This window comes from Vibrio ordalii ATCC 33509 (assembly GCA_000257205.1).
GTDB classification, from domain to species: Bacteria; Pseudomonadota; Gammaproteobacteria; order Enterobacterales; family Vibrionaceae; genus Vibrio; species Vibrio ordalii.
In genome coordinates, this window is record AEZC01000125.1 from 1 (window position 1) to 24,148 (window position 24,148).

The following is a 24,148-nucleotide window of genomic DNA, read 5'->3' on the forward strand; positions in this document are numbered from 1 at the left end:
CCCCTTCTAGGGGGAGGGTTAGGGTGGGGTCATCACGTACAACAATACAATGAATAAAACGGGCAAAAAAATAGCCCCCAACTGGGAGCTACTTGATCAATCGAATAACGATGCTTTCTGCGCTTCAACAATATCGGCAATGCCTTTCTTGGCAACGGCAAGTAAATCCATCAGCTCTTCATGGCTAAACGGTTCACCCTCTGCGGTGCCTTGAATTTCAATCATCTTACCGTTTTCAGTCATCACCACATTCATATCGGTGTCGGCGGCAGAATCTTCCACGTATTCCAAATCACATAAAATGTTTTCACCCAAGATGCCAACTGAGACAGCAGCAACATGGCCTTTCATTGGATTCTTCTTCAATTTACCGCTAGCAACCAGATGAGCAAACGCATCAGCCAGTGCCACACTTGCACCCGTAATTGATGCAGTACGAGTACCGCCGTCCGCTTGAATAACGTCACAGTCAACCGTAATCATCACCTCTGGCATGGCCTCTAAATCCACCACAGCACGTAAGCTGCGAGCGATGAGACGTTGGATCTCCATGGTGCGGCCACCTTGTTTACCGTTGGTCGCTTCACGACGAGTCCGTGAATGGGTTGCACGTGGCAGCATGCCGTATTCGGCAGTAACCCAACCTTTACCCTGACCTTTCAACCAGCGAGGAACACCCTCTTCGACAGTGGCATTACACAATACTTTGGTATTACCAAACTCCACCAATACTGACCCTTCAGCATAAGCGGTGTAGTTGCGAGTGATTTTGATTGGGCGAATTTGATCGGCCGCGCGGTCATTTGGACGCATAGTGCATCTACCTTTTATCGGGTGGGACGGAATCGATTGGGGCGAGATTATAGCGGATTAGCCTCCTTGACGCTAGGTTGATCACCCTTTGCATTGGCGTGAACCTAGTACACGCGTGAAGCTAGTGCTAACATATCTGCCGTTTGATATTTCATCTTCGTGAGCAAAGGACAAATCAATGATTTACAGCATGACCGCGTACGCGCGTAAAGAAGTTAAAGGTGATTGGGGTACCGCGGTATGGGAAATTCGCTCGGTAAACCAACGTTATCTTGAAACCTACTTCCGCCTGCCGGAACAATTTCGTGGTCTTGAGCCTGTACTGCGTGAACGCTTTCGCCAACGTTTAGCGCGTGGCAAAGTAGAATGTCACTTACGTTATGAAGCAAACCCTGCGGCCAAAAGTGAGCTAAATATCAATGAAGCACTCGCCAATCAAGTGATTAAAGCCGCCAACCAAGTCATGCACATGACGGGCGAGTTAAGCCGCATTAATCCATTTCAAATCATGCAGTGGCCCGGCGTAATGGAAACGCCAGAACAAGACATGGACAGCATTAATAAAGCCTTATTAGCAGGCTTTGATGACGCAATCATTGAATTCATTGACGCACGTGGCCGTGAAGGTGACAACATGAAGGCGTTAATCGAGCAACGCCTGACGGCGATCAGTGAAGAAGTGGTCAAAGTGCGCGCACGCATGCCAGAAATCCTGCAATGGCAACGTGAACGCCTATTGACTAAGTTTGAAGAAGCAAAGATTGAGCTTGATGCGACACGCGTTGAGCAAGAGCTGATTTTACTTGCACAAAAATCAGACGTTGCCGAAGAGTTAGACCGCCTCGATTCGCACGTCAAAGAAGCACGTAATGTACTCAAAAAAGGCGGCTCATGTGGCCGTAAGCTCGATTTCATGATGCAAGAATTTAACCGCGAATCGAACACGCTGGCCTCTAAATCGATCGCCACTGACATCACCGCTTCAGGTGTTGAGCTTAAAGTGCTGATTGAGCAAATGCGTGAGCAAATTCAAAACATCGAATAGTTTTTTTACCCGTCCAAGAATGTCTTAAAAGCCCTGTTATTTGCTTAAAAATAAAGGGCTTTTTTATTTTCTTCGTCCAAATCGGTTTGCAGATGTCCGTTACCAACTGCCTGTTTAGTGGTGGGCAGAATGGTGGGCAGCCCCCTCATTTTGGCTCAATAAGCGTTTTGCGGTGAGCAAATTGGTGGGCAGTAAGTTGACCAATTTTCGCATTTAACTCGCCACCACAACAGGTTAGCTGCTGATTCAATAAGCAAATCGGTGGTGGGCAGCCATTATTGCCCCTCCATTATTTCAGCAACTATGGAGTAAACATGGGAAAACTCACAGCAAAGCAGACCCCAAAAAATATTCAGATGGTGAAGGGCTATACTTTTGCGTCCGCAAACAGGGCTCGCCTTATTGGATGATCCGCTACACCACAGCCAAAGGAAAACGAGGAGCGACCTTGGGACAATTTCCTTTAATGTCGTTGGCCGACGCTAGAATTGCCGCCGCATACTTTAGAAGGTGAATAAGAGGAATTTGAGTCGCCCCAAGGAATGGGGCAATCAGGGCTTTGATTGACAAGACAAGCTACCAAACATACCTTTCAAAAACAGCTTTCAAGCCAATATGACCAACGCCTCTGCATTTCTGTACGCGTCGGTTCTCATTTTAGCGTAGCGGTATGCTTCGCAAATGTGTTTCGATTGCTTCAATCATCGACTTGGTAAGTGGTAAATGCGCTTTTTCTTTCGCCCAGATTTCATGAAAGTCTGCCACGGTTTGCTTGGCAGTATCTAACACCAATTTTTCTGGCAGCATGGCTTTAGCCGCTAAGTGTGACAGCTCATCCAGCGTGAAATCACTGAATTTCTTGCTACGGCTCACCTTCAGCGACGCACTATCATCGGGGATATTAGCAATCTGGTTAATCGGGAGTAGCTGCGTTTCTGGCACATCCATCCCCAACATGCGATCCAACTCCATCATCGAATATTCATTTTCTGGCACAGCGTCAAAGCGAGACGATGGCAATTTCACAATCCAAGAGCCACCTTGACCGGTTGCTGGAATAGTCAAACCACCGTTTGCCTGTTGTACGGCTGAAAACTTCAACTGTACACCCGCTAATGAAAAACGCATTGGAACATCTATTTTCGTTTCATCGTCAATGTCTTGCTGCACATTAGGCGGCAGCGCTTCGCCATCAGCAGGTTCAACCGTGATCGCACCTGCTAAATCTTGTCCTAACACCCACAATAGAAAAAATTCTCGTGCGGGGTTCACTCCGGCACGCTCTGCCAGGTAATGACGCATGGTTTCTTCTGGCAAAAGGTTAGAGAAAAACGGAGTTAACTTGGTTTGGGTCGGTTTGAAGTTAGTCAGCAAGCCACCTAGCGAATCTTTAAAACCCAGCCCTAATACGGGCCGTGATTCATGATTAATGTACGAATCCATAAAGGCAAAAAGCGCTCTGTCATTGCCCACATTGGTGATCGTTGCGATAGGTTTCCCGTAGAGCAACACGTTAAGCGTAGAAACATAATTAGTCATCGTCGTCTTCTTCTAGCTGATATGCGGGCGACATTGCCTCACCGTCATCGCTGATGCCTTGGCTGCTTCGAATGATTGACTTGATGGCAGGAATAGACTTTTTAGGCGCAACCAATAGCTCTAGGTCGAGTACACGGGCCAGAGCAATCAAACTGGACATTCTTAAATCAACGCCACCAGACTCGATCTTCGAAATATGACTTTGCGGCACACCCGAACGCGCGCTCAGCTCTCTCTGGCTAAACCCCTTACGTACCCGAGCTTCTCGAAGGCTTTGTAGTATCTGCTCTGTTGCATAGCTCATTTCGATATGCCTTAATGCATCATTTGATAAAAATTATATATAAAAACATATCACCGCAATCCCAAAAACACAAAAATGATTAGCTATTATGTATCACCAAGCAATTTTTGATATGTAATTGCAGATAAACCGTAACGCACGAGCTCACTTACCGTGGGCAGTTATGACAATGGGGCAATACCTGATATGCCAAGCTTTAGAGGGTGAATAAGAGGAAATTACACTGCCCCATGGAATGGGGCAATCGGGGCCGTGTCAACAGCTCCTATCAGTCAATCAAACTACAAACTTGCAAAAGTCCCAATATGGGACTAACATCTGTTTATGAGAATTATCGCACTATCAACCTTAAAAACATTTTGGGAAGACAGCCCAGAATACATTGACGCGAAAGAACCAACTTTAGCGTGGTATAGGCACGCATTAAACGCTGATTGGGGATCACCGGCGGATGTGAAACAGGACTTTAGAAATGCCAGCATCCTCAAAGATGGGCGTGTCGTGTTTAACATTGCCGGTAATAAATACCGGATAGTCGTTTGGATCAATTATGCCTACAAAGTGGTTTACATACGGTTTATCGGCAGCCATGCACAATACGAAAAATTCGTCGGGAACGAATTTTCATGAGCAACGCGAGCCCGAAGGGTAAGGCTCATGGACGAGCCGAATAAAAAATTGATGTGCAAACGATTTGAAGCCAAAAAGTAGTAACAAGAGGTAAATATAATGGACATCAGACCTATTAAAACAGATGCCGACTACCGCGCGGCATTAAACGACATCGAAAACCTAATGATGGCGGAGCCTGATACCGTCGAAGGCGAAAAGCTGGACATTTTGGTTACGTTAATTGAAGCCTACGAAGCAAAGCATTTTCCAATGGATTTGCCAGACCCTGTTGAGGCAATAAAGTTTGAGATGGAGCGCAAAGGCTTAACGGTTAAAGATCTTGAACCCATGATAGGTAAAAGCAATCGTGTTTATGAAATCCTAAACCATAAGCGATCACTCACACTAAAAATGATTTGGAAACTTCATGAAGGGCTAGGTATTCCAGCAGAGTCGCTGATCAAGCCACCGCAAGTTCGCGCTTCATAGCGCTGCGCATAAAAATTATGTTGTCATGAATGACGCTCGCTACCCAAACATTTCGGCTATTGATGACAGGCTAGCTGAGCTTGAAAACGAAAAGCAACAGCTTCTCGCATTAAGAGAGGCTTTACGTAGCGCTCAAAACGAGCGTTCAGTACAGGTATTCACCCCAGAACAAAAAGTCACCCTATTCAGACAACGATTTCGTGGAAGAGAGGATATCTTTGCCAATCGTTGGCAAAATCAACAGGGGCGCAGTGGCTATTCCGTAGCCTGTGATAATGAATGGGTAAACGGGGTTTGCAACAAACCCCGCATTAAATGCCAAGACTGTTCACACCGAAAGTTTAGCGAACTAAACGAGCGCATTATTTACAGGCACCTTGCCGGTCATCAAGTGGTGGGGCTGTATCCCTTACTGAAAGATAATACGTGCTATTTGTTGGCAGCCGATTTTGACAAAGGCTGTTGGCAAGAAGAAGTCAAAGCAATGTCTAAAGCGTGCCAAGCGTTTGATATTCCCCACGCGATAGAAATCTCGCGTTCTGGCAACGGGGCGCACTTATGGATCTTTTTTGAAACCAACATTCCAGCTAACCAAGCTCGGGCACTTGGTTTCGCTTTGCTTGATAAAGCCATGGAAATATTTCCAAATCTATCGTTTGACTCCTATGACAGGCTCTTTCCTAACCAAGATATCCTTCCTGAAGGCGGGTTTGGTAATCTCATTGCGCTACCACTTCAAAAGGAGGCTCGCCTTTCAGGCCGTAGTTGCTTTGTTGACAGTGACCTGAATGCGATTGACGATCAATGGCAGTACCTTGCTGAGCTTAAAACGCTCACGCAATCGAGTATTGATCAACTCATAACAACAATTTCACCCAACATCCTATTACTGTCCGAACAAGGGCTAACAGATAACCGCCCACCTTGGGAAATCACAGCCAAAGCCGCACCAATAAAATTAGAGTCTTTGCCAAAAAACGTGACCATTACCTTGGCCAACCATATCTACTTTTTGATGAGCGAGTTACCTGGGCCACTACTGGCAGGACTAAAGCGATTAGCTAGTTTTTCTAATCCTGTGTTTTTTAAAACACAAGCTTTGCGCTTTTCAACCCATGGCATTCCGAGGTTTATTTCCTGTGCTCGTATTGAAAACGGTTATCTAGCACTACCGCGAGGCTGTCTCGATGACGCGATTGCTTTGCTACAAGAGCAAAATATTTCGCCACTATTTGACGATAAGCGTGAAACTGGCAAACCATTATCAAAACTTACCCCTGAGTTCACTTTGCGAAAGAACCAGCGAGACGCAGTGGCCGCAATATCTAAACACGACTTCGGTATTTTGCATGCGCCGACTGCATTTGGAAAAACGGTTACTGCCATTGGTATGATCGTAAAACGCAAAGTAAATACCCTAATACTGGTTCATAGCCGACAACTGCTCGAACAATGGCAAGAGCGATTACGCACATTCCTACCAGAAGTAAACATTGGCAGTATAGGCGGGGGAAAAAGAAAGCCGAGTGGCATTATCGACATTGCCACCTATCAAAGTTTGGTTAATAAAAAAGACAATTCCATCACGCCTCTCATTCAAGACTACGGCCACATTATTGTTGACGAATGCCACCATCTGTCTGCGCCAAGGTTTGAAATGGTACTCAACGAGGCAAGAGCAAAATATGTATTGGGCCTAACAGCAACACCTGAGCGACAAGATGGTCATCAAAAAATCATTTTTATGGCGGCAGGGCCCATTCGCTATAAAGTGAAACAAAGCCCTGATGAGCAATTTACTCAAACCGTGATGATTCATCAGCTCTACGATATACCGCCAGCTGCGCTAATAAAAACAGACGAGCGCCCAAAAATAAGCGATGCCTACCGCTGGCTCGCCGATAATGGACAGCGCACTTCAAAAATCGTCTCAGACGCCTATCAGTGTGTTCAAAATGGCGGGCACCCGTTAGTCCTTACAGAGCGTAGAGAGCACGCAGAGTACATACACTCACGACTTACCGAGATGGGAATAAGCACTGTCGTACTAAAAGGCGCCATGAAAGCTGCGGAACGCAAGAACGCTGACAATCATCTGCAATCGGCTCAAGTCGTCGTCGCAACAGGAAAATATGTAGGCGAAGGATTTGACCTACCAAGACTGGATACGTTGTTTTTGGCCATGCCCATCGCATGGAAAGGTACATTGGCTCAATATGCCGGTCGTATTCATCGTGAATCGGAAGGAAAAACACAAGTCACCATTCACGACTATGTAGACTTCGCCCTCCCTATGCTGCAACGCATGTTTAAAAAACGTGAGAAAAGCTACAAAGCAATGGGGTACGCCCTCGAGTACTGTGATGGTAACAGTGACAAGCAACCTTCATTAAAGCTGGAAGACATCTCTTCATCAAATACCAAGCCAAAATAAACAGCAGCACTTCATTAAACACTTCCCCATGCCTTTATACCCATACGCCAAAACCACTATCCGTTTGGCTTTTGGCAAATGCCGCCAAACAGCGCCGTATTAGACGATATATTTCAAACAGTTAGCCGCGCACAGGTCATCAGAAAAAACTGATTTGACTGGTTAGTTTGATGGCCATTTCTTTCATCTAATTCACCACCGCGTCTGCACCCGACCACTGAAAATAGACGGCATGAAAAACCAACAAGGTGATAAGTGACGTGTTATGGGCAAGTGGCAACGATTGGGATAGAGAATGGATACAGCAGGTGGTCGCGTTACTGGTTGGGAATGCCGCGTTTACTCTCTACCCAGCATTAAGCCAGTGCGACAATGCCGCCGAACGCATAACCCGCTGGCTAACCTATCAGTTACCGCGCGTTAAACAAGCACATGCTGGCTGCCCGATTCACCAATGGCTGAATAGCATTGGCGCGCAAGTGATCGTAGAAAAATGGCAAAGCCCCGAGCAATGGCCAAACCTGTATTGGCTACCCTTACCTGAGGTTGAAGGCCACGCGCAAAGCGGGTTGGTTCTGTTACAGGCACATGTGTGGATGACACGAGCCAAACCAGAACATTACAAGCAAACACACCGGCCAACGCCTGTATTTTTTGGTGCATCACGCCTTTATCTAAAACAGGAAAGCGCGCTACCTTGCACCCCAAACAGCAAAACCGAGCTTTTTGCCTGCCCAGTTCGCCGGAGCAAATAGGAAAAACGTGCTCGGGGTTATTGCTGAGTGGTTTAAGAAAAGACAACGGAAAAAGAAACGCCAACGTGATCAGCCACCAGATCAATCTAGCGCTGCTACACCACCTTTGTGGGCCGGAGAATGAAGTTTGGATGAAAGCGAGTTTTGGTACCGTAACTCATTACGGTACCAAAAATTAGAAGCCTGAAAAAAGAGTAACCCCTCACAGGGCGCTGATCTAACAGGTAGCGGGAGGGGTGTTGTTGGTGCGATTTTAATATTAACAATGCAAAATGGCCATCTATTCGCACCATCTCGTGTTGATCCACGAAATGGTTAGCAATCTTTAACTGCTTGATTATATGGCCATTAGTAATTAACTATTTTTTACTGAAATTACCTGGTACCGACATAAATGTCGGTACCATCCTCTAGAACAAGAACGACTTTTTAAGCTTCACCTGAAAGCCGTTTCCATACTTTCAAATAGTCTTCGCCGGACAGCGAGGAATTATCAGGTTTCAAACGCGCCCAATCATCCGGTTTCAAAGACTTCAGATATTCGCTGGCTTTTCGAGGCGACAGAGTATTTTCTGCACCGGCTTCAGTTCGAGCCTTAAAGTCTTCACCGGCACGTTCAGCAATACTACGCGGAACGCTGTTCATACGCATCAATACGCCTTCTTCGGTTTTCACACCATGGTAAAGCATCGCAGGAAGGTTATTTAATCTGCGCTTTTCTTCGTCTGTCATGGCTTCAAAATCAAGCCCTGAAGTTGGCATTTTGCTTAATGCCGACAGTCCCCAAGCGCCATTATTGGCCAAATCTCTATAAACCGCTCTACAAGCTTTAGATATTTGATCTGTAAGGCTATCACCTTCAAAGTAAGTCTTCGCTATAGATTCAATGGAGCTACCTGTTACCCAAGCCTGGGTAATATCAGCAAGTTTACGATGACTATTCCCCTGTCCTTTACTGATCTCTCGTAAACTTTCTTGTAACTGCGGAACCCGCAGCATAATCCCCATCAAGCTTGGCAGCACAGACTTAGATTTATCGCCAAATAGACTCGAAGGCTCCCAATCTGCGAGTGTTAACTTGTTTTCAAGGTTATTCAAATCCAATAAAGTTGAACGAACCCCCTCAGGAGAGAAGCCTGTAACATCTGCAAGAGAAGCATTTTCTGGATGCTCAGCTAACTTTCTAACATACCCTTTGGTAGCTTCAAGAAGCGCATCGGCTTTCTCTTGCGAGGCTTTATCAGCTTTAGCGCGAAGAGAACCAAACCCGTAGGTATTTCGCAGTAATTGTTCTGCTTCACCAATTACAGCGTCCAAGTTACGTTTTTCATTCCATAAATGAGCGATATAGCTTCTGAAGTCTGCCCATTGTTCTTGCTGCATAACCCAAGATAATTTTGCTAACTCCCCCGCAGCTTGAAGATCATCAAGCATTCCTTCCAGACGGGAAACTAACGATGCGGTTGCATCACTAACATATTTCCGGATCTCATTCGGCTGTGCACCTGCTGCAATACCGATTACACCTACGCTATCATGGCCAATACGCCCAGCTCGACCAGCGAGGTTCCAAAATGCCCGATGCGACATTTCATTGCCGTAAGGCAATTTTCTCGTCGCAAGAAAAACTGATGAAACAGGAAAGTTGAGCCCTTGTGCAATGGTTGTCGTTGCACACATCACTCGAATATGGCCAGCTTCTGTCAGCCACTCGATTAGTGAAAGCGCCTCAGCGGGTAAACCTGCATGATGCACAACAACACCCTTTGACAGCATATCAATTAGCTCAAAGTCCTCACTAATCTCAGCCGCAAGAAAACGCTGAACCAGTTTAATGTCTTCGTGCACTTGAACCAAAGGTTCAAGCTCTGCGGCAACTTTACGAGCAATACTCCAAGCATCTGGAATTGTCTGCGCCACAGCAATACTGGTACCACGCTTAGAGAAAACCTTAGCCATAGCAACAGCCTGTGTTGCGAGCCCTTTAGCGCTAGAGTACGTCAGTTTTTGCAAAGGGCGGTTACCATCTACATTGTGGATTCCTTTAAGGTGAATCGTTCGTTGAGTGGTCGTCAACGTTTCAAAACTCAAATTCCAATCACCACGTTTTTCACCTTTATGAATATCAAATAAGCCAACAATTCTCTCATTCGGTTGCCAAGCAGAGGTGCCCAAGCTGATGCTTCGGCCACGATCAGCGGCTAGCCATTGAGCTAAATCGTTAGCATTTGGCACAAATGGCATCAATAGTAAGAAGTTTGCCCTAGGTGATTCTTGCTTAATCGTTGCAAGCAGAAGTTCAATGCGTAAACCACGAGACTCATCTTCAATATTGTGAGCTTCATCCATTACAACCAAGGCCAATGGGCGCGCGACTTTTTTGTTTCTCATCACCAATTGAAGTTTTTCAGGTGTTGCAACCAAAACCTGAAAAGCACGAGCTTCACCCAAAAGCGCTTCTTCAAAAGCATCGACTTCAATCGCGCCAGTTAACGGCTCAACTTGAATACCTAATGGGCCAAAATCTTCACGTAATCGTCGGGTAATTTGCGAAACCAAAGCGCGAGTTGGCGCAACATAGGCCACCCAACCATCATCCTGATCAAACTGATTCAGCGCTTGCAACATGCGGAACTGTGCCAGCGCTGTTTTACCACCGGATGTTGGCAAATCAACAATTACCGCTCTGCTGGCTTGGTCGAGTAAACCTTGCTCTTGCAGTGCAGCTCGTTGCGGCGGTAACAGTTCAAATAAGCTCTTGTGCTTAGTCACATGGGAAACAAAGCGTGTCACACGGGAGTTAACCGTATGCGCCACCCACCATAAAGAGCCAGCGACCATTTTTCGGCTTGCAACATGTAACCAGCGTAAAATCATTTCGAGCTGGGGGTCTTTAGAGGCTTGAGCTGCTTTTTGCGCCGCTTCAAAATGCTGATCTAATTGCGCATCTATCGCTACCGGTTCGCCTTGCAGCATGTACACAGCCAAACGCTCTGTTGCTTTGGCCCAGTGATAAAGCGCCACTAAACGCATGGCGATGCTTTGCGCCTCTGCACCTTGGGTTTGTTCTAGTAACGCTTTTTCGTAGTTTGCTTGATCGTTTCGTAAGCCAAGCACAATCTCTGAAATCTGATCTAAGTCATCCCAGCGGTTTTTGCGTAGCAGTCGCAACCAACAATCAAAAATTCGGTAAAGCAAACGCTTATCCCAAGCAACACCCGCCGCACTGGGTACTGCTACTGTACTGTTCTGCTCTTCAAACCATCGACGCAAGTCCGTCCAGCGATCGGCGCAGTAGGCCAAACCCGACACATGCAAAACATGAAACAAGCGCGCCTCATTGTCACTAGGTACGGGTAATACACGATAAAGCCCGAACGCTCGAAACGCGCCAGCTTGTGCAAGCTCTCGAATATTTTTATTGTCCTGATTGGCAACAGGGTACAACAAAGCGCCAATGCCTTCGATCGCGGCCAACTCATACGCCATTGCTACTTGCTCTAACAAGTCGCTGTCAAACTCCGTTGCCGCATGTTCGAGTAGATTACCCAACGCCACATCAACCAAGCGACGTTCCGCCATTTGCATAGCTGTATCACGCCGCTCAGCACTAATGGACTGAACAGCCCAATGCTGATCTACCTGCAGTAAGTGTTCTTGCGAAAGCGTCATGACGCCTCCTGCATAGCCGCTTGAGCACGAGCAGACAGCGTACCAATCATGTTTAGGGGAAGGTATAAAGCGTACATTTCAATATCAGTTTGCACTGGACAATCGGCCGCCAGTGCTTTTGCTCGGCCAGCAATATCAGAAGCGCTTGGGGCAATATCGCGCACCAAAACACCATAAACAGCAACGTCCGTTGTGTTCGAGCTCAAATAGCGTTTGGCAGCGCTTTTAAACATCGGTTCCCACGGTGCTCGCACCGCATGGAGTCCTAAATAACGTAAGATGGCATCTTTTACTTGGCGATTATCTCGTAGCCCAAACAATTGGGTACCCAAGCTGGTCATCACGCTTGGCGGCGCTTTGTTCTCTTCAGACGTTTTTACTTCACCAAACGCAAAACGGTAGGGAAGCTCAGCATCCTTTACAGGTTGAAATCCAGTCAAATCGCACCCTGCCGGGCTAGCGTTCGGGTTTTTAAGATCACGCCCTGTGGGCCACGGAAACACGCAATTGCCTTTATCTGCCACAAAGGCTTCGGCAATAGCTTCGCCCACTCGCCAATTATCAGGCACGGTTTCATCGATCAGCGCTTGGCGTAAACCCTCTTGCTCAAATTCCGTGCTCACGACACTACCAAGTAACTCCTGGAGCTCATCATTGCCTGCGGTATCTTGCAAAATATGCTTTACGGGGCCAGCTAACATCTCGCTCACTTGCTCGTCCTGATAAGACAAGCCATGAGCAATAACAGGCTGAGTGCCAGCATCATAAGCAAGCGTCGGTGCAGGCATAGACATTAAACCAATTCTCCCTTAAAGGCTTTATCTAAAATTGAAGGCATCATGGCCTCTAGCTCAGTTGCATTTTCTGATTGAGCTTGTTTAATTTTTTCAACATAGCTTTGCAGTTGATTAAACCAAAGCTGCTTATCGTAATCTGGCACGGGGACAGTGAATTTATTTAGCCTTGCCATTGATATCACTCTGTTTCTATCAGCGCTTCCGCGTGATCCACTGTCGATTTGCATTAACCCTTCATTCGATAAAAAGTAAAAACAGAGAAATTGACTAGTAACTAAGCCTTTAATAGGTACGCATGTTAAATAGCTATTATGAGAAGCTACTCGCCCATGATCTTGAATACTGGCGACACCTATTGAGCCCTCCCAAGATTTTCGAACATTAAAGATCAAATCATCATTTTCAATTCGATAAAATTTTTGCCACTCAGGTAGGTCTACACCTTTAAGCGTCGGTTTATGAAAAACACCTTTACCAAAAGATCTCGTTCCCAGCTCTGGGTATTCGCCTTCAAATGTAATTTCAACCTGTCGTTTTACAATCGGGGCTACTTCCGACATCGGCTTATAAACAGCCCCTTCAATTAATTTATGAAAGGCACTACTCAGCATTGCTTGCGCATCATCTAACAATGATGATCTAAGAAGCTTTATCTCTTCAAGCTTGTCCAGCGCGAAGTCGACTTTGTCAACGACTAACTTTTGGATAGCTATGTCAGGTAATGGTATTTCAATATCAAAGAACCGTGGTTCTTTAAGACGTACTCGATTTGTCGTTCCCTCACTCGCTCTTTTACACGCATCAACGAAAAAGTGGGTTTTGCTAATCAGCTCAAGATACCTAGGTAAAATCTTATTCTCTTTAGGCGTATAGACAGGAAAATCATTTGTAACCACGGCACCATCAAGGTTTTTTGGAACGAGTCCACACGCACCATGTCTCGCATCAATACGAGAAATAATGAATTGCCCTTCTGAAACAGAAAGTCGACGAGACGACCCAATTTCACTACCGATTTTGGTTCCTCGCAAGTTCACGCCTTTACCCCAAAGCCTAACTGTGACTTCGCTATACTCCTTTTCAGGCTGCACTTCGATCCAGTTTTCTGATTTATCGAGCACTGAACCTAATTTCTCAAGGGGCCAAGCGCTCATTGTTTTGAACCTTGTGCTAGTAAATCAACAATTTCACGAATTAGATCCGTAACTTTTTGTTCTTTTTTCGCCATGCTTGCTAACAATTCTTGAGGGTCTTTATATTCCATTGCCTCAAGACTATTTGGGTTCTTAATATCTAAGTTAACTGAAACCAACTTGCCGCTATCGTCATACTGGATAACGTCTTGTGCTTTCACTGACCAAGCTTGAGAGTTTTCCGCACGGCTAGCCCACCACTCTAAGCAGTCTTCGAATTCGAAGTACTCCATTGGTTTAGTCTTGGTGTATTTTTTTCTGCCTTCTGGTGTCGATATTTGGTAATACCAAATATCCTCGGTTGGGCCAGAACGTTCGAAGAAGAGTAAGTTGCCTGCAATATCGATGTAAGGCGCGAATACCCCTTCTGGCAAACGAACAATGGTATGCAGATTAAAGTTCTTTAACAGCTCTTCTTTAACGCGTGCACTGATACCATCACTGAATAACGTGCCATTTGGGACAACAACCGCGGCGCGGCCACCATTGTCTGAACCATGACCAGGGCGCTTGAGTTTACGCATGATCAACTGAAGAAACAGCATTGCGGTTTCGGCGGTTTGCATGTCTTCTGGAAAGTTACCAAGAATGCCTTTTTCTTCCTCACCACCAAAAGGTGGGTTGGTTAAGATCACATCGACACGATCTTTGTCACCCATCTCTCGTAGTGGAAAACGCAGGCTATTTTCTGGGTCAATTCTTGGGTACTCCAAACCATGCAATAACAGGTTCATTTGTACCAAAAGGTAAGGCAATGATTTGGCCTCACCGCCAAAGATACTGCTTTCTTGCAATACTTCGCGGTCTTCAACCGTTTTGCACTGGCGTTCTAGATGTTCGAACGCTTCAACCAAAAAACCACCCGTGCCACAGGCTGGGTCCAATACGGACTCACCCAGCTGCGGGTCCATCACCTCTACCATAAAGCGGACCACTGGGCGCGGGGTATAAAACTCGCCGGAGTCACCAGCAGCATCGCGCATTTCACGCAACATGGTTTCGTATAAGCGGCTTAAGGTGTGCATCTCTTCAGATGAGTTGAAATGAATGCCGTTTATTTTGTCGACAACATCACGTAACAAATATCCGTTGATCATGCGGTTTTGCATGCCTTTAAACACGGTCGCAATCACATCTCGGCGATCACCACCGTTGTCACCTTGCAGGCTACGCAAGTACGCAAAAAAACCGATGCCACGCGTGCCATCAGGTCGCATTGCTTCGTCGTTGTTAATAAAGGCAATTAACTCGTCGCCGGTGATACCACCTTCAATTGCTGCCCAATCTCGCCAGCGGTATGGCGCTTCGATGGCTGGCTGAAAGCTTTTTCCTTCTAGCACGGCTTCGGTTTCTCGCATTTGTTCTAAGTCGTCGAGAAACTTCAAAAACATGATCCAAGTGAGCATTGGCAGGCGATCGAGATCGCCATTTAAACCTTTGTCTTTACGCATGATTTGCCGAGACGATTTAACAATCGCACCTAATTGCTGGGCGGTGGTCATCGGCTGATCTGCTTTCTTTGTTCGTGCCATAAATCGTATCGTCACTTCTGTTATTGCTGGCTATAGAGCAGCGTTTGTAATTGGTCCACGGCAGTTTTCATTTGCAATGCGCCGCCAAAGAGATTGGCTATTTCCATCACATTGCCATATTCACAAATGGGCGGAACCTGTAGCGAATCCGGAATACTGAATTGCTTGGGGCCGTGGTCGGTGTATTTGTCCAGTAAAGACGTTAAGATCGCGCGTGCCTCTGGGCCGTACTGATCAAAAAAGTCCGGTTTGTTTTTCTTCAAGTATTCAGCGCGCTCTTTTCTGGTTCGCAGCGGTACGTTAAATGCTATGTGACAAAGTAAATCCAATGGATCTGCATCGGTTTTGCCTGACTCTGCGACCAAATCATCAAACTGGATCCCGCGTTCTTGTAATTCGAGAATGATCTCTTCTCTCTTTAACGGATTAGCCCAGCTATCTTTTAGTTCGTCCAGTGAGGAAAAGAGGGTCTTTACCTTTTCTGCGGTGTAGTCGGTATATTGGATGACGCGAAGCTGTTTACCGTCTTCGTCTAGCTCATAGACCAAATGAGACGTAATTTTAACGCTGCCACCGTCTACGTAGTACTTTCTCGGTTCGTGCTCCTCTTCATCATCAGCGCCTTCACCTTCAGTGTTCACTTCGTATTCACTCGTCTCTTAAGCAACCTCTAACTCTTCACTCTCTGGTGTTAAAGTGTCATCTACCACTTCTTCACCGTCTTCATCAATCACCACTTCATCTTCAATTTCTGGGTAACCGTCAAAGTCAGGATCAGCAAAATTTTGTGTGGCTGAGCCGGTATAATCAATGATGCTGAACCACAGCTTGCCGTAATCTTCGCGCAGGCGAGTACCACGACCAATAATTTGCTTGAACTCACTCATTGAGTTCACAACACGCGCAAGCACAACATTTTTACAGGTTGGCGCATCGACCCCCGTTGTTAATAACTGTGAAGTGGTCAGTATCACTGGAGTACTGGTTTCCAACTCTTGAAAACGACTGAGGTGCCCTTTGCCAATTTTCCCTTCTTCTGATGTCACGCGTGCAACGTAATCTGGATGCTTGCGTGAAAGGTCAGAATTCAAGTTATTAAGCGCCCGACGCATTTCATCTGCGTGTTCTTGGTCGACACAAAACACGATCGTTTTTGCAAAACGATCGGTTCGTTTCATAAAGTCGGTGAGATGCTTAGCAAACGCATCTGTTCGAGCCTTTAACGCGATAACACGTTCAAAGTCCTTGGTTTGGTATTCACCATCTGGGATTTCTCGTCCAAAGCGGTCTACATCGCCTTTGCTGGGTCGCCAACCTGCAGCATCGACTTCCGAAATAACTCTGTGTACGCGATATGGCGCAAGAAATCCGTCATCAATACCTTGGCGCAAACTGTAGGTGTAGATTGGGTTGCCAAAATAACGATAAGTATCGCGGTTATCTTCACGCAACGGCGTCGCCGTCATACCGATTTGAAAGGCTGGCTCAAAATACTCCAGAATTTCACGCCAGTTACTGTTGTCTCGGGCACTGCCTCGGTGACATTCATCAATGATAATTAGATCAAAGAAGTCTTGCGGAAATTCTTTATACAAGCCTGGACGACGCTCATCACTGGCAATGGACTGATAAATGGCAAAATAAATTTCACGACTTTTAACAACTTTGCCACCTTCAATTTTGTGCCTTGCATCACCAAACGGGGTAAATGTTTTATCCTTTGGATCATCTACCAACACATTTCTATCTGCCAGAAATAGAATCCTAGGTTTTCTATAGACTCCCGTACGATTCCAGCGAGCACTCCACAGCTTCCAACTAATTTGAAAAGCGACGACAGTCTTACCCGTACCCGTTGCCATCGTAATTAATGAGCGCTTTTTACCTTGAAGCACCGACTGAACTGCGCGGTTTATGGCTATTTGTTGATAGTAGCGCGGGGAATATCCCGAAACATGGTGGTAAGGGGACAGCAAGGTATCAAGATCTTCATCCTTTAAACCTTCATCGCCACAAAGCCGCTTGAATAACTCATCAGGGGTGGGAAAGAGCGACAACAATTGCTCTTCACCAGTGGTGTAGTCAAATTCTAAGATCTCATGACCATTGGTTGAGTAAGCAAACTTTAGCCCTAAGATTTCTGCGTAATCTTTTGCCTGTTGCATCCCTTGGCCGACAGGGCTGTTTTCAGGTTTAGCCTCAACAACAGCAATAGGAAAGTCGCGAGTGTACTTAAGTAAATAATCCGCTCGCTTTTGCTCCCCACGTTGAACTTTGCTGCCCTTAAACTGAACGCGGCCATCGGTAAATGTGTACTGTTCAGTTATTGCGCTAGGATTGTTTTCCCAACCAGACTCTTTAAGCTTTGGCGTCACATAGACCCGGCAAGTATCTGCTTCGTTTAAGGCCATACTATTTTTCTTCCTTGCTGTCATCTGATGCGCCACCAGATCTAACCCACTGATCCACCTCATCTGCTTTAAACTTCCAAGGCCGACCAATTCTATGAGCTGGCATACCCTTTTTACTGATCCATGAGTACACAGTATCTTTGCTTACGCCAAGATATTCGGCTATTTCTTCAACAGATAACCAGCGGTCTGAATTCACAAAAGGTACCTAACTTATGAGCTTGAGGCTTTTGTAAAATAGTCACATATTCGCTCAGCAAAGTAAACTTGATTTAAGACGAATAGAGAGGATCTAAAAGGATTAAAAAGAAATCCATTGTACCTTGTCTGTACACAAACAGTACACTAGCGGTATTGTCTGCCTTAGCCTTTAAACCTAGCCAAGCCTTTAGGTTGACTGGCGGTGCACTGCAAGGCGACAAGCCTACACAGGATTCATCGCCATTTTAGTCATCCAAGATGCTGCCTTTCACGCAGTACATTCGCGGGCGGGTGTTGTCGGGCAGGCTGACTTTGCGCTGTGGTCGGTTGCCATCGGGGATTAGGTAGCCTGCGGCCATCAGTGCTTTGGCGGCACGATCTGGGCTGAGACCTTCGGTAGCTTCACGCCAGCCGGTTGGGTAAAACAGGTAGAGGGTTTGTGGACCAGAAGTATCAAGCCAACCCGCGCGCTGGCGTACTTGGCTGCTGTAACCGGTTTGTTTAGGCGTAAAGCGGCTTTCGCCATGCTGCTCAATAAAACTGCGCACTTGACGAATGGCTTGTTGGTCTTCATTGGCGGCCACACCACCGCGGGCGAGTATCCATTGGTTAAGCTGATTTAAACAGGCGGCTTCGACATTTTGGGTTGGCCAATCGAGTACTTCGGCTTGAATGGCTAACAGGCCTGCGCTGGCCAGTAAGGCAAATTTTTCGGCAACTCGACGCACTTGGCCGTCAGCCTCGGGTGGTAAGCTGGCTAAAAAACGTTGGCGTACGTTTTGGAAAACGGGTCGCACCTGCGCGCTGTGCTGCGTTAAATACCGTAACCAGTCCAAGGCCAAGCTGCCGTAATGCTGGCGACTTTGCTGTTTTAAATGATCGGCTAAATCGGCGGCGTTCATACCATGACTCTGGTTAAACACGCCCATTTGCGCTCCGGCATCGGCACTGAGATCAATCACGCGCACTTGCTGCCCCGCTTTTACGCGTTTGCCGATACTGGCGAGGTGGCTTTCAAGTGTCACTTCGCCAGTGGATAAAAACACCAAGCGCCAGCGGGCGGGTAAGCGCATTTCACCGTATTTGCCCGCGCGGGTTTTACCTTGGCCATTGGCAAGCACAAAATCGTCTGGAACGATTTTGCACATCCGCAGGATGGCCCGAAGGGGGAGCCACAGGGATGTGGCGAATATCTAAGCGACATCGCCCGCCTCTTTTGGGTCAACTTCGCCCATTTCATCGAGCGCCAGCAAGGCATCGTTATGCGCTAATGCTGTGCCTTCTAAACCGTTGGCCGTGACACGCCAACTGTGGCGCAGTTGATTAGGTTCGCCCCACACCGATAATGCCGGATACAGCGCCGCGGTTTTACCAGTACTGCTGGCACCATAGAGGTGTAAACCAAATCCATCCACCCCACACAATTGCAACAAAGGCGCAGCCAGTGCAGCGCAGACACCAACGATTAATAGCGGGTTATCCAGACAATAACGGCCAACGTGCTGCCGCCAACTGTCGCTACTGCCTTGTTGAATAAAGCCTTCTATCGGGTGCATGGTTTGCAGCACCATGCGCGGGCTGTTGCTGTGTTCACTGGGGTAAAAGGTGAGGCGCGGATGCACATAAGCATGATGATGCCAGCCAATGCAGTTCACGCTAATGGCCTTTTGCGTGGCCAGTTCGCCCATTTGTTGAATAAATAGCGAGAGCAACTGCCGCGCTTTGACACTGTTGCTTAGGCGCATGCCTCGGCTGAGTAGGATTCGGCGGTACTCGCTGCCGTCTCCGGCCAATAGTTCTGCTGGCATGGCCCAATAGCGATGGCGATTGTCATCGTCTAACCAGTGCAATAAATAGCCGCCCTTTGTTTTCAAGGAAAGTGTCCCCTTGCGGATCGCGAGTACGGGCGGCCACTTGCAGCCAAGAGCAGATTTTAACTGGGCTATCTTGCCCAGCCAGTTGCATCACCAGCCAGTTTTGCGCGTTATAGGCAAAACCAGCCGGTAATGTTGGCACTTTGCTATGCATATCACTGGAAGGTAGTTGGTTTGATGCTGATGGTTTATCCACGGCCATAAGCAGCACCGATACGGCGGGTTTCAATCCACTGGTCGATATCGCTTTCTAACCAGCCCACGGCACGCGCACCAATACGAATGGAACGTGGAAATTCACCGCTGGCCCCTCTCTGTATATAAAAAGGGGCATAAATGGTACTGCGGCCAAAGCCTGTTTTGGCCTTTACCTCGGGCAAGCGCAAAATCCGCTGCTGACGCGCTGGGTGTGTTGATGTGGTGGATAATTGTGTAGTTGGGTTCATCGTTTCTATTTTTTCCAAAATAAGCCTCACTGATCTGTTAAGTTCTCTTAGGAGTTTGCCCCGCTATTATTAAAGAGTTAAACGGACGCAGTAGGCAGATAAATGCCCAGATCGTGCAGCTTTCTGAGGGTACAAGTAGCTACTTGCCCCAGAATTGTCATTATGCCCCAAGTCATAAATACCCTGTGGGCAGGGTTAGTGTGTGGCTAAGTGGCGTGAACTAAGGCTTTGCCCAAACCGCCCCAGAAGCCCAAGGGATGAGCGAAGTGTTAAAACACATGGAGTATGAGGTAAAGCATAAAGTGAAACTAAAACTTCTTTATCTGCTGAAAAATGAAAATATAGTTTCACTGACTCATTAAACGTTAAACGCTGATTGTTTCATGGCTTGCTCAGCTCGGCTGATCCCTAGCCGCTTAGCAACGGTTTGCCATTGCTTAACCGCAATTAATACTTCATCGTAAATTTGCGTGGCTTGGGTTTGCGAAAGTCGGAATAAGTCTTTTACGTCAAAGGCTAATTGGTAGTCTAAAGTGTTGTCTGCATCGGTAATATTCAGATGCAGGCCATGCTTACCCACTATCGGGTTTAAATCATAAGCGGGTGACAACTTCCAGCCATTCTTTGTTAATAAAAACCCATGGTTACGCAGGTGGTCATCCGTGTTGGACACCGCAATATTAAACACAATACGTCGCCATAACTGTGCTAAATCAGCTTCGGTTTGTGCACCAGAATTGGAAATAAATTCAGCAATCTCTAAGTAGCTGGCACCTTGAGATTGTTCACCATCATAGTATTGAAGCTGTGTCATGGCCGATGAAAAATGCAGTCGCTTTTCACCGTCGCGATCAAACCGTTTGGTTAAAAAGGTATGGTGCTGTGACGAAAATTGCTTGATCTCACTTGGATACATGTCAACACCTGCCGCCAACGCCAATTCATAACAGACCATCTCCCATGCGCCCACGTCATGGGTATCGTTTAAATTGGGAAACTTGGCAATCCACAAGTGGCCTTGTTCATCTGTGACACAAGCCTTGGGCCTTGCACCACCTAATGACGAGCCTGGAGAAATCAGCATTTTCAACCAGCGGTAATACTCGTCACTGTCGATGTTATCGTCTTTTTCAATCTGCATTGCTGCGTGCTCTAGCTCTCGCAAAGAAGCCATTGGCGGCGCAGCAAACTCAGAGTTGTCGTCCAAAAAAGCATCCGAGCCTACTCGCTTAAATCGAATCCACCCCATCCGATAAGAGTCATGTACGCCCAGCAGGTAATCCAATTCGTTTAATCGACTTGTTGCTCGAATACCTTTGCGCGCCTCAATCGCCGCACGCCGCTGCATTAAAATACGCCCCCATCTATCAGGCGATGAATCAAGAAATGCGCGAAAGTTTTTATCGGCTTCATCGTTATAGAGTTCACCGGAGTGAAGCGACAGGATTGGATCAATTTGCAAGCGATAGGCTGAGGTTAAAAATGCTTTATCGTAGGCAAAACTAAATACGCCACCTCGGCTTGAATCGCTGTAAGAAAGCAGCCCAATTAGTAAAGGCGCTTCAATTGGCTGCCAGTCGGCATAGACTTCGACGATTTCACGGCTCATTTTGAACCTTCCAGCAATTTTATGTTTTGCAGCTTGATACCCACTTCATCATGAGCGGCCATGTCTGCAAAGTTGCTTTCCATGCCAAGAACGGCCATCACTTTTAAGTAAGTGCCTATGGCAACGCCCGGATCACCGGCGAAAACTTTATTCACGGTTTTATGATCAAAACCAGTACGTTCACACAGTAGCTTTTTGGTAAAACCACGTCTTTTCATCGCCAACAGCAAGTCTTCACCAAAATGCGTCAGGATTTTGCGCTGCTTCGGAAACAGTACATTGTGTAAGTCACGCTTAGCCATATCACCAACCAAAGGGACTATATTCCCACTATTTAACCGTTAATGGGAATATAGTCCAACTTTGAATCCCAAGCAACTCCAACAATTTACATATAGGACTATATTCCCACTTTACTCAATATAATTGGATTTATATCCTACTTTTAGGTTTAGTTTGCGCGTTGGCCAAGGCGATGATGTGAATCCCTGAATGCCAAAGGCCATCAAATTACACTTTTATGCGCATAAAAATGTAAAATATCACACTTTTCTGCGCGTAAAAGTGTAGACTGAGTTATACTACAGGCAGTTAACAGTCTTAATTGGCGGGAAATGACAATGCAGCGCAACTTACTCAACGCCCTAATAGCATGGAAAAGTCAACCTGTGCGCAAGCCATTATTGATCGATGGCGCAAGACAAACAGGTAAAACCTATCTACTGCAAGAGTTGTTTGGGAATACCTTTGCCAACATCCTTCGTATCGACTTCCTTGAAAACCCAGCTTACAAAGAAGCGTTCGATGGCTCGTTGTCACCTGACGAGCTAGTAATGAACATTGAGTTGTTAACCAACCAAGCGTTCAATCCAGAAACCGACTTGCTGATATTAGATGAAATTGGCGAATGTGAACGAGCCGTAACTTCGCTGAAGTATTTTGCCGAAAAAGCACCGTCCTATTTTGTCGCAGCCAGCGGTTCGAACATTGGTTTGCTCAATACTTTCCCTGTAGGCAAGGTAGAACAATACAATTTACGACCACTGACCTTCCAAGAATTTATTTACGCATCCAACGAGCAAGCACTGATCAAAGCATTTGATAGTCAAGCAAGCACACCGGCGGTGCACACTAAATTGATGGATAAACTAACCGACTATTTTTTTACCGGTGGTATGCCGGAAGCCGTTTCTGCTTGGTATCAGTTTAAGGATTCAAGCATTCTAGAGCGTGTTGAAAAAGTCACAAAAATTCATGCCGATTTAGTTGAAGGTTATCGCCGCGATTTCGGTAAGTACGCGGGCAAGGTCGATGCCACACTGATTGAATCGGTGTTTAATAGCATTCCAGCCCAGCTATCACTTGTCAGCGATGAGTCGGTTAAACGCTTTAAATTTAAGCATGTGCATGAGCGTAAATCTCGTTATAGCGATTTTGAAACCGCGATCCATTGGCTTAACTGCTGCCGCTTAGCTTTGCCAAACTACCCTATTGAAGGATTACCGAAATCTCCGTTGGCGGCCTATAAAAAAGACAATATGGTTAAACTATTTCTGTTTGATGTGGGCCTGCTCAATCATATGCTGGGCAGCAGTTATAAAGAGATTAAGCAACAAAACTATGAATACAAAGGCTATGTGGCTGAAAACTTTGTGCAACAAGAGCTCACAGCTATTGGCGTTGACCCAAGCTATTCATGGAATGACGCCCGCGCCGAAATCGAATTTATTTTGGCGACCGATGAAGGCGATATCATCCCTGTTGAAGTCAAAAGTGGTAAACGTACAAGAGCAAAATCGTTGGCATCCTACGTTGAAAAATGTGCGCCCAGTAAAACCTTTAAGTTAACGGGCACACAAGGCTCTTCAGCGTTAGAACAAACCCATATCGTGATGCCTTTGTATTTCACTCAGTATTTACCTCAGAGATGGTAAAGGCGCGTTGCCTAGCCCCGAAGGTCTACACAAAGTTACCTTAGGGATAACAATTTGTAGACCTGATGCTTACCATTCGACACTCAGTCTTATCTCTCTTGGATACCATAGTATCCATATTGAGCTTATTTCTATTAAGATGGACACCATAATGTCCATTTCAGGCTAAGTGAGCTTTCTGCTGACTCATTACTATCGCGTAGAACCAGTGAAAAAATAGCAAAGCTATGTTGACAGAAATCGTGCTCGATAAAGCCCTTCAAAACTGCTATGTTTTAGCTCTAACAGCAGCATAAAAACGGCGCTGTTTTTCCGTAGTTTTAGCCAAGAAGCACCACTAAGATTTAGTAAAAGCCATAAGCAAGTGGTGGGCAGTTTGGTGGGCAAACAGGCATTTTTGAACGGTTTCTTTTCGATAAGCTATTGAGTTTGCTAGGTTCTACCCTATTACTCAATGAGCAAATTCAAAATATCGAATAAGGTTTTTT

The 24,148-nt window shown here is 46.3% G+C and carries 18 protein-coding genes and 3 pseudogenes; 7 read left to right on the plus strand and 14 right to left on the minus strand.

Annotation, left to right across the window (positions count from 1 at the left end; all coding sequences use genetic code 11):
* Positions 1 to 96: 96 nt before the first annotated feature.
* Positions 97 to 813: a ribonuclease PH gene (rph, locus tag VOR_RS0109245; RefSeq protein WP_010319427.1), complete on the minus strand. Its 717-nt coding sequence runs from the start codon at positions 811 to 813 to the stop codon at positions 97 to 99.
* A gap of 178 nt (positions 814 to 991) precedes the next feature.
* Between rph and VOR_RS0109250 the strand changes: the two genes are divergently transcribed.
* Positions 992 to 1,858, plus strand: coding sequence for a YicC/YloC family endoribonuclease (locus tag VOR_RS0109250; RefSeq protein WP_010319428.1), 867 nt, complete (start codon positions 992 to 994; stop codon positions 1,856 to 1,858).
* 277 nt (positions 1,859 to 2,135) lie between these two features.
* Positions 2,136 to 2,372, plus strand: a complete 237-nt coding sequence (locus VOR_RS18390; RefSeq protein ID WP_286118389.1) for an Arm DNA-binding domain-containing protein — start codon at positions 2,136 to 2,138, stop codon at positions 2,370 to 2,372.
* Between the two features lie 143 nt (positions 2,373 to 2,515).
* Here the strand turns inward: VOR_RS18390 and VOR_RS0109270 are convergent, their stop codons facing one another.
* Together VOR_RS0109270 and VOR_RS0109275 are read right to left on the minus strand one after the other, a co-directional pair.
* The gene (locus VOR_RS0109270; protein WP_010319429.1) at positions 2,516 to 3,397 is read right to left on the minus strand and encodes a type II toxin-antitoxin system HipA family toxin; all 882 of its coding nucleotides are present in this window, start codon (positions 3,395 to 3,397) and stop codon (positions 2,516 to 2,518) included.
* Positions 3,390 to 3,701 carry a helix-turn-helix domain-containing protein gene (locus tag VOR_RS0109275; RefSeq protein ID WP_010319430.1) on the minus strand — a complete coding sequence of 104 codons (312 nt, stop codon included), beginning with the start codon at positions 3,699 to 3,701 and terminating at the stop codon, positions 3,390 to 3,392. The genes VOR_RS0109270 and VOR_RS0109275 overlap by 8 nt, the downstream gene beginning before the upstream one ends.
* A gap of 324 nt (positions 3,702 to 4,025) precedes the next feature.
* Between VOR_RS0109275 and VOR_RS0109280 the strand changes: the two genes are divergently transcribed.
* The 4 genes from VOR_RS0109280 to VOR_RS17830 all read left to right on the plus strand — a co-directional run bounded on the left by VOR_RS0109280 (position 4,026) and on the right by VOR_RS17830 (position 7,991).
* A complete protein-coding gene (locus VOR_RS0109280) occupies positions 4,026 to 4,331 on the plus strand; it encodes a type II toxin-antitoxin system HigB family toxin (protein ID WP_010319431.1) in 306 nt (101 codons plus the stop codon).
* Positions 4,332 to 4,430: 99 nt separating this feature from the next.
* A complete protein-coding gene (locus VOR_RS0109285) occupies positions 4,431 to 4,802 on the plus strand; it encodes a helix-turn-helix domain-containing protein (protein ID WP_010319432.1) in 372 nt (123 codons plus the stop codon).
* 25 nt (positions 4,803 to 4,827) lie between these two features.
* Positions 4,828 to 7,236 carry a TOTE conflict system archaeo-eukaryotic primase domain-containing protein gene (locus VOR_RS0109290; protein ID WP_010319433.1) on the plus strand — a complete coding sequence of 803 codons (2,409 nt, stop codon included), beginning with the start codon at positions 4,828 to 4,830 and terminating at the stop codon, positions 7,234 to 7,236.
* Between the two features lie 260 nt (positions 7,237 to 7,496).
* Entirely contained in the window at positions 7,497 to 7,991 is a 495-nt protein-coding gene (locus VOR_RS17830) for a hypothetical protein (RefSeq protein ID WP_010319434.1), read from the plus strand.
* A 429-nt stretch (positions 7,992 to 8,420) separates the two neighbouring features.
* On the opposite strand, the gene VOR_RS0109300 is transcribed toward VOR_RS17830, so the two are convergent.
* The 11 genes and pseudogenes from VOR_RS0109300 to VOR_RS0109345 all read right to left on the minus strand — a co-directional run bounded on the left by VOR_RS0109300 (position 8,421) and on the right by VOR_RS0109345 (position 22,028).
* A complete protein-coding gene (locus tag VOR_RS0109300; RefSeq protein ID WP_010319435.1) occupies positions 8,421 to 11,663 on the minus strand; it encodes a DEAD/DEAH box helicase in 3,243 nt (1,080 codons plus the stop codon).
* Positions 11,660 to 12,457, minus strand: a complete 798-nt coding sequence (locus tag VOR_RS0109305; protein ID WP_010319436.1) for a hypothetical protein — start codon at positions 12,455 to 12,457, stop codon at positions 11,660 to 11,662. Before VOR_RS0109305 ends, VOR_RS0109300 begins: the two co-directional genes overlap by 4 nt.
* The gene (locus VOR_RS0109310; RefSeq protein ID WP_010319437.1) at positions 12,457 to 13,614 is read right to left on the minus strand and encodes a restriction endonuclease subunit S domain-containing protein; all 1,158 of its coding nucleotides are present in this window, start codon (positions 13,612 to 13,614) and stop codon (positions 12,457 to 12,459) included. The genes VOR_RS0109305 and VOR_RS0109310 overlap by 1 nt, the downstream gene beginning before the upstream one ends.
* Positions 13,611 to 15,185, minus strand: coding sequence for a class I SAM-dependent DNA methyltransferase (locus VOR_RS0109315; protein WP_010319438.1), 1,575 nt, complete (start codon positions 15,183 to 15,185; stop codon positions 13,611 to 13,613). The genes VOR_RS0109310 and VOR_RS0109315 overlap by 4 nt, the downstream gene beginning before the upstream one ends.
* Before the next feature lie 20 nt (positions 15,186 to 15,205).
* A pseudogene (gene hsdR, locus VOR_RS17835) lies at positions 15,206 to 17,596 on the minus strand (EcoAI/FtnUII family type I restriction enzme subunit R).
* A gap of 1 nt (position 17,597) precedes the next feature.
* Positions 17,598 to 17,795, minus strand: a complete 198-nt coding sequence (gene mads1 / locus VOR_RS0109325) for a methylation-associated defense system helix-turn-helix domain-containing protein MAD1 (RefSeq protein ID WP_001083515.1) — start codon at positions 17,793 to 17,795, stop codon at positions 17,598 to 17,600.
* A gap of 247 nt (positions 17,796 to 18,042) precedes the next feature.
* Positions 18,043 to 18,918, minus strand: a pseudogene (locus tag VOR_RS19260) (DUF927 domain-containing protein); the annotation flags it as partial.
* A gap of 75 nt (positions 18,919 to 18,993) precedes the next feature.
* A pseudogene (locus VOR_RS19265) lies at positions 18,994 to 19,873 on the minus strand (DUF927 domain-containing protein); the annotation flags it as partial.
* Positions 19,860 to 20,135: a helix-turn-helix transcriptional regulator gene (locus VOR_RS0109335; RefSeq protein WP_434060504.1), complete on the minus strand. Its 276-nt coding sequence runs from the start codon at positions 20,133 to 20,135 to the stop codon at positions 19,860 to 19,862. The pseudogene VOR_RS19265 and the gene VOR_RS0109335, both read right to left, overlap by 14 nt.
* A gap of 340 nt (positions 20,136 to 20,475) precedes the next feature.
* The gene (locus VOR_RS0109340; protein ID WP_010319440.1) at positions 20,476 to 21,726 is read right to left on the minus strand and encodes a type II toxin-antitoxin system HipA family toxin; all 1,251 of its coding nucleotides are present in this window, start codon (positions 21,724 to 21,726) and stop codon (positions 20,476 to 20,478) included.
* Positions 21,723 to 22,028 (minus strand): helix-turn-helix domain-containing protein, encoded by a 306-nt coding sequence (locus tag VOR_RS0109345; protein WP_029627047.1) that lies wholly within the window; start codon positions 22,026 to 22,028, stop codon positions 21,723 to 21,725. Before VOR_RS0109345 ends, VOR_RS0109340 begins: the two co-directional genes overlap by 4 nt.
* Positions 22,029 to 22,346: 318 nt before the next feature.
* On the opposite strand from VOR_RS0109345, the gene VOR_RS0109350 reads away from it, so the two are divergent.
* Positions 22,347 to 23,660, plus strand: a complete 1,314-nt coding sequence (locus tag VOR_RS0109350; protein WP_010319442.1) for an ATP-binding protein — start codon at positions 22,347 to 22,349, stop codon at positions 23,658 to 23,660.
* The last annotated feature ends 488 nt before the right edge of the window (positions 23,661 to 24,148 follow it).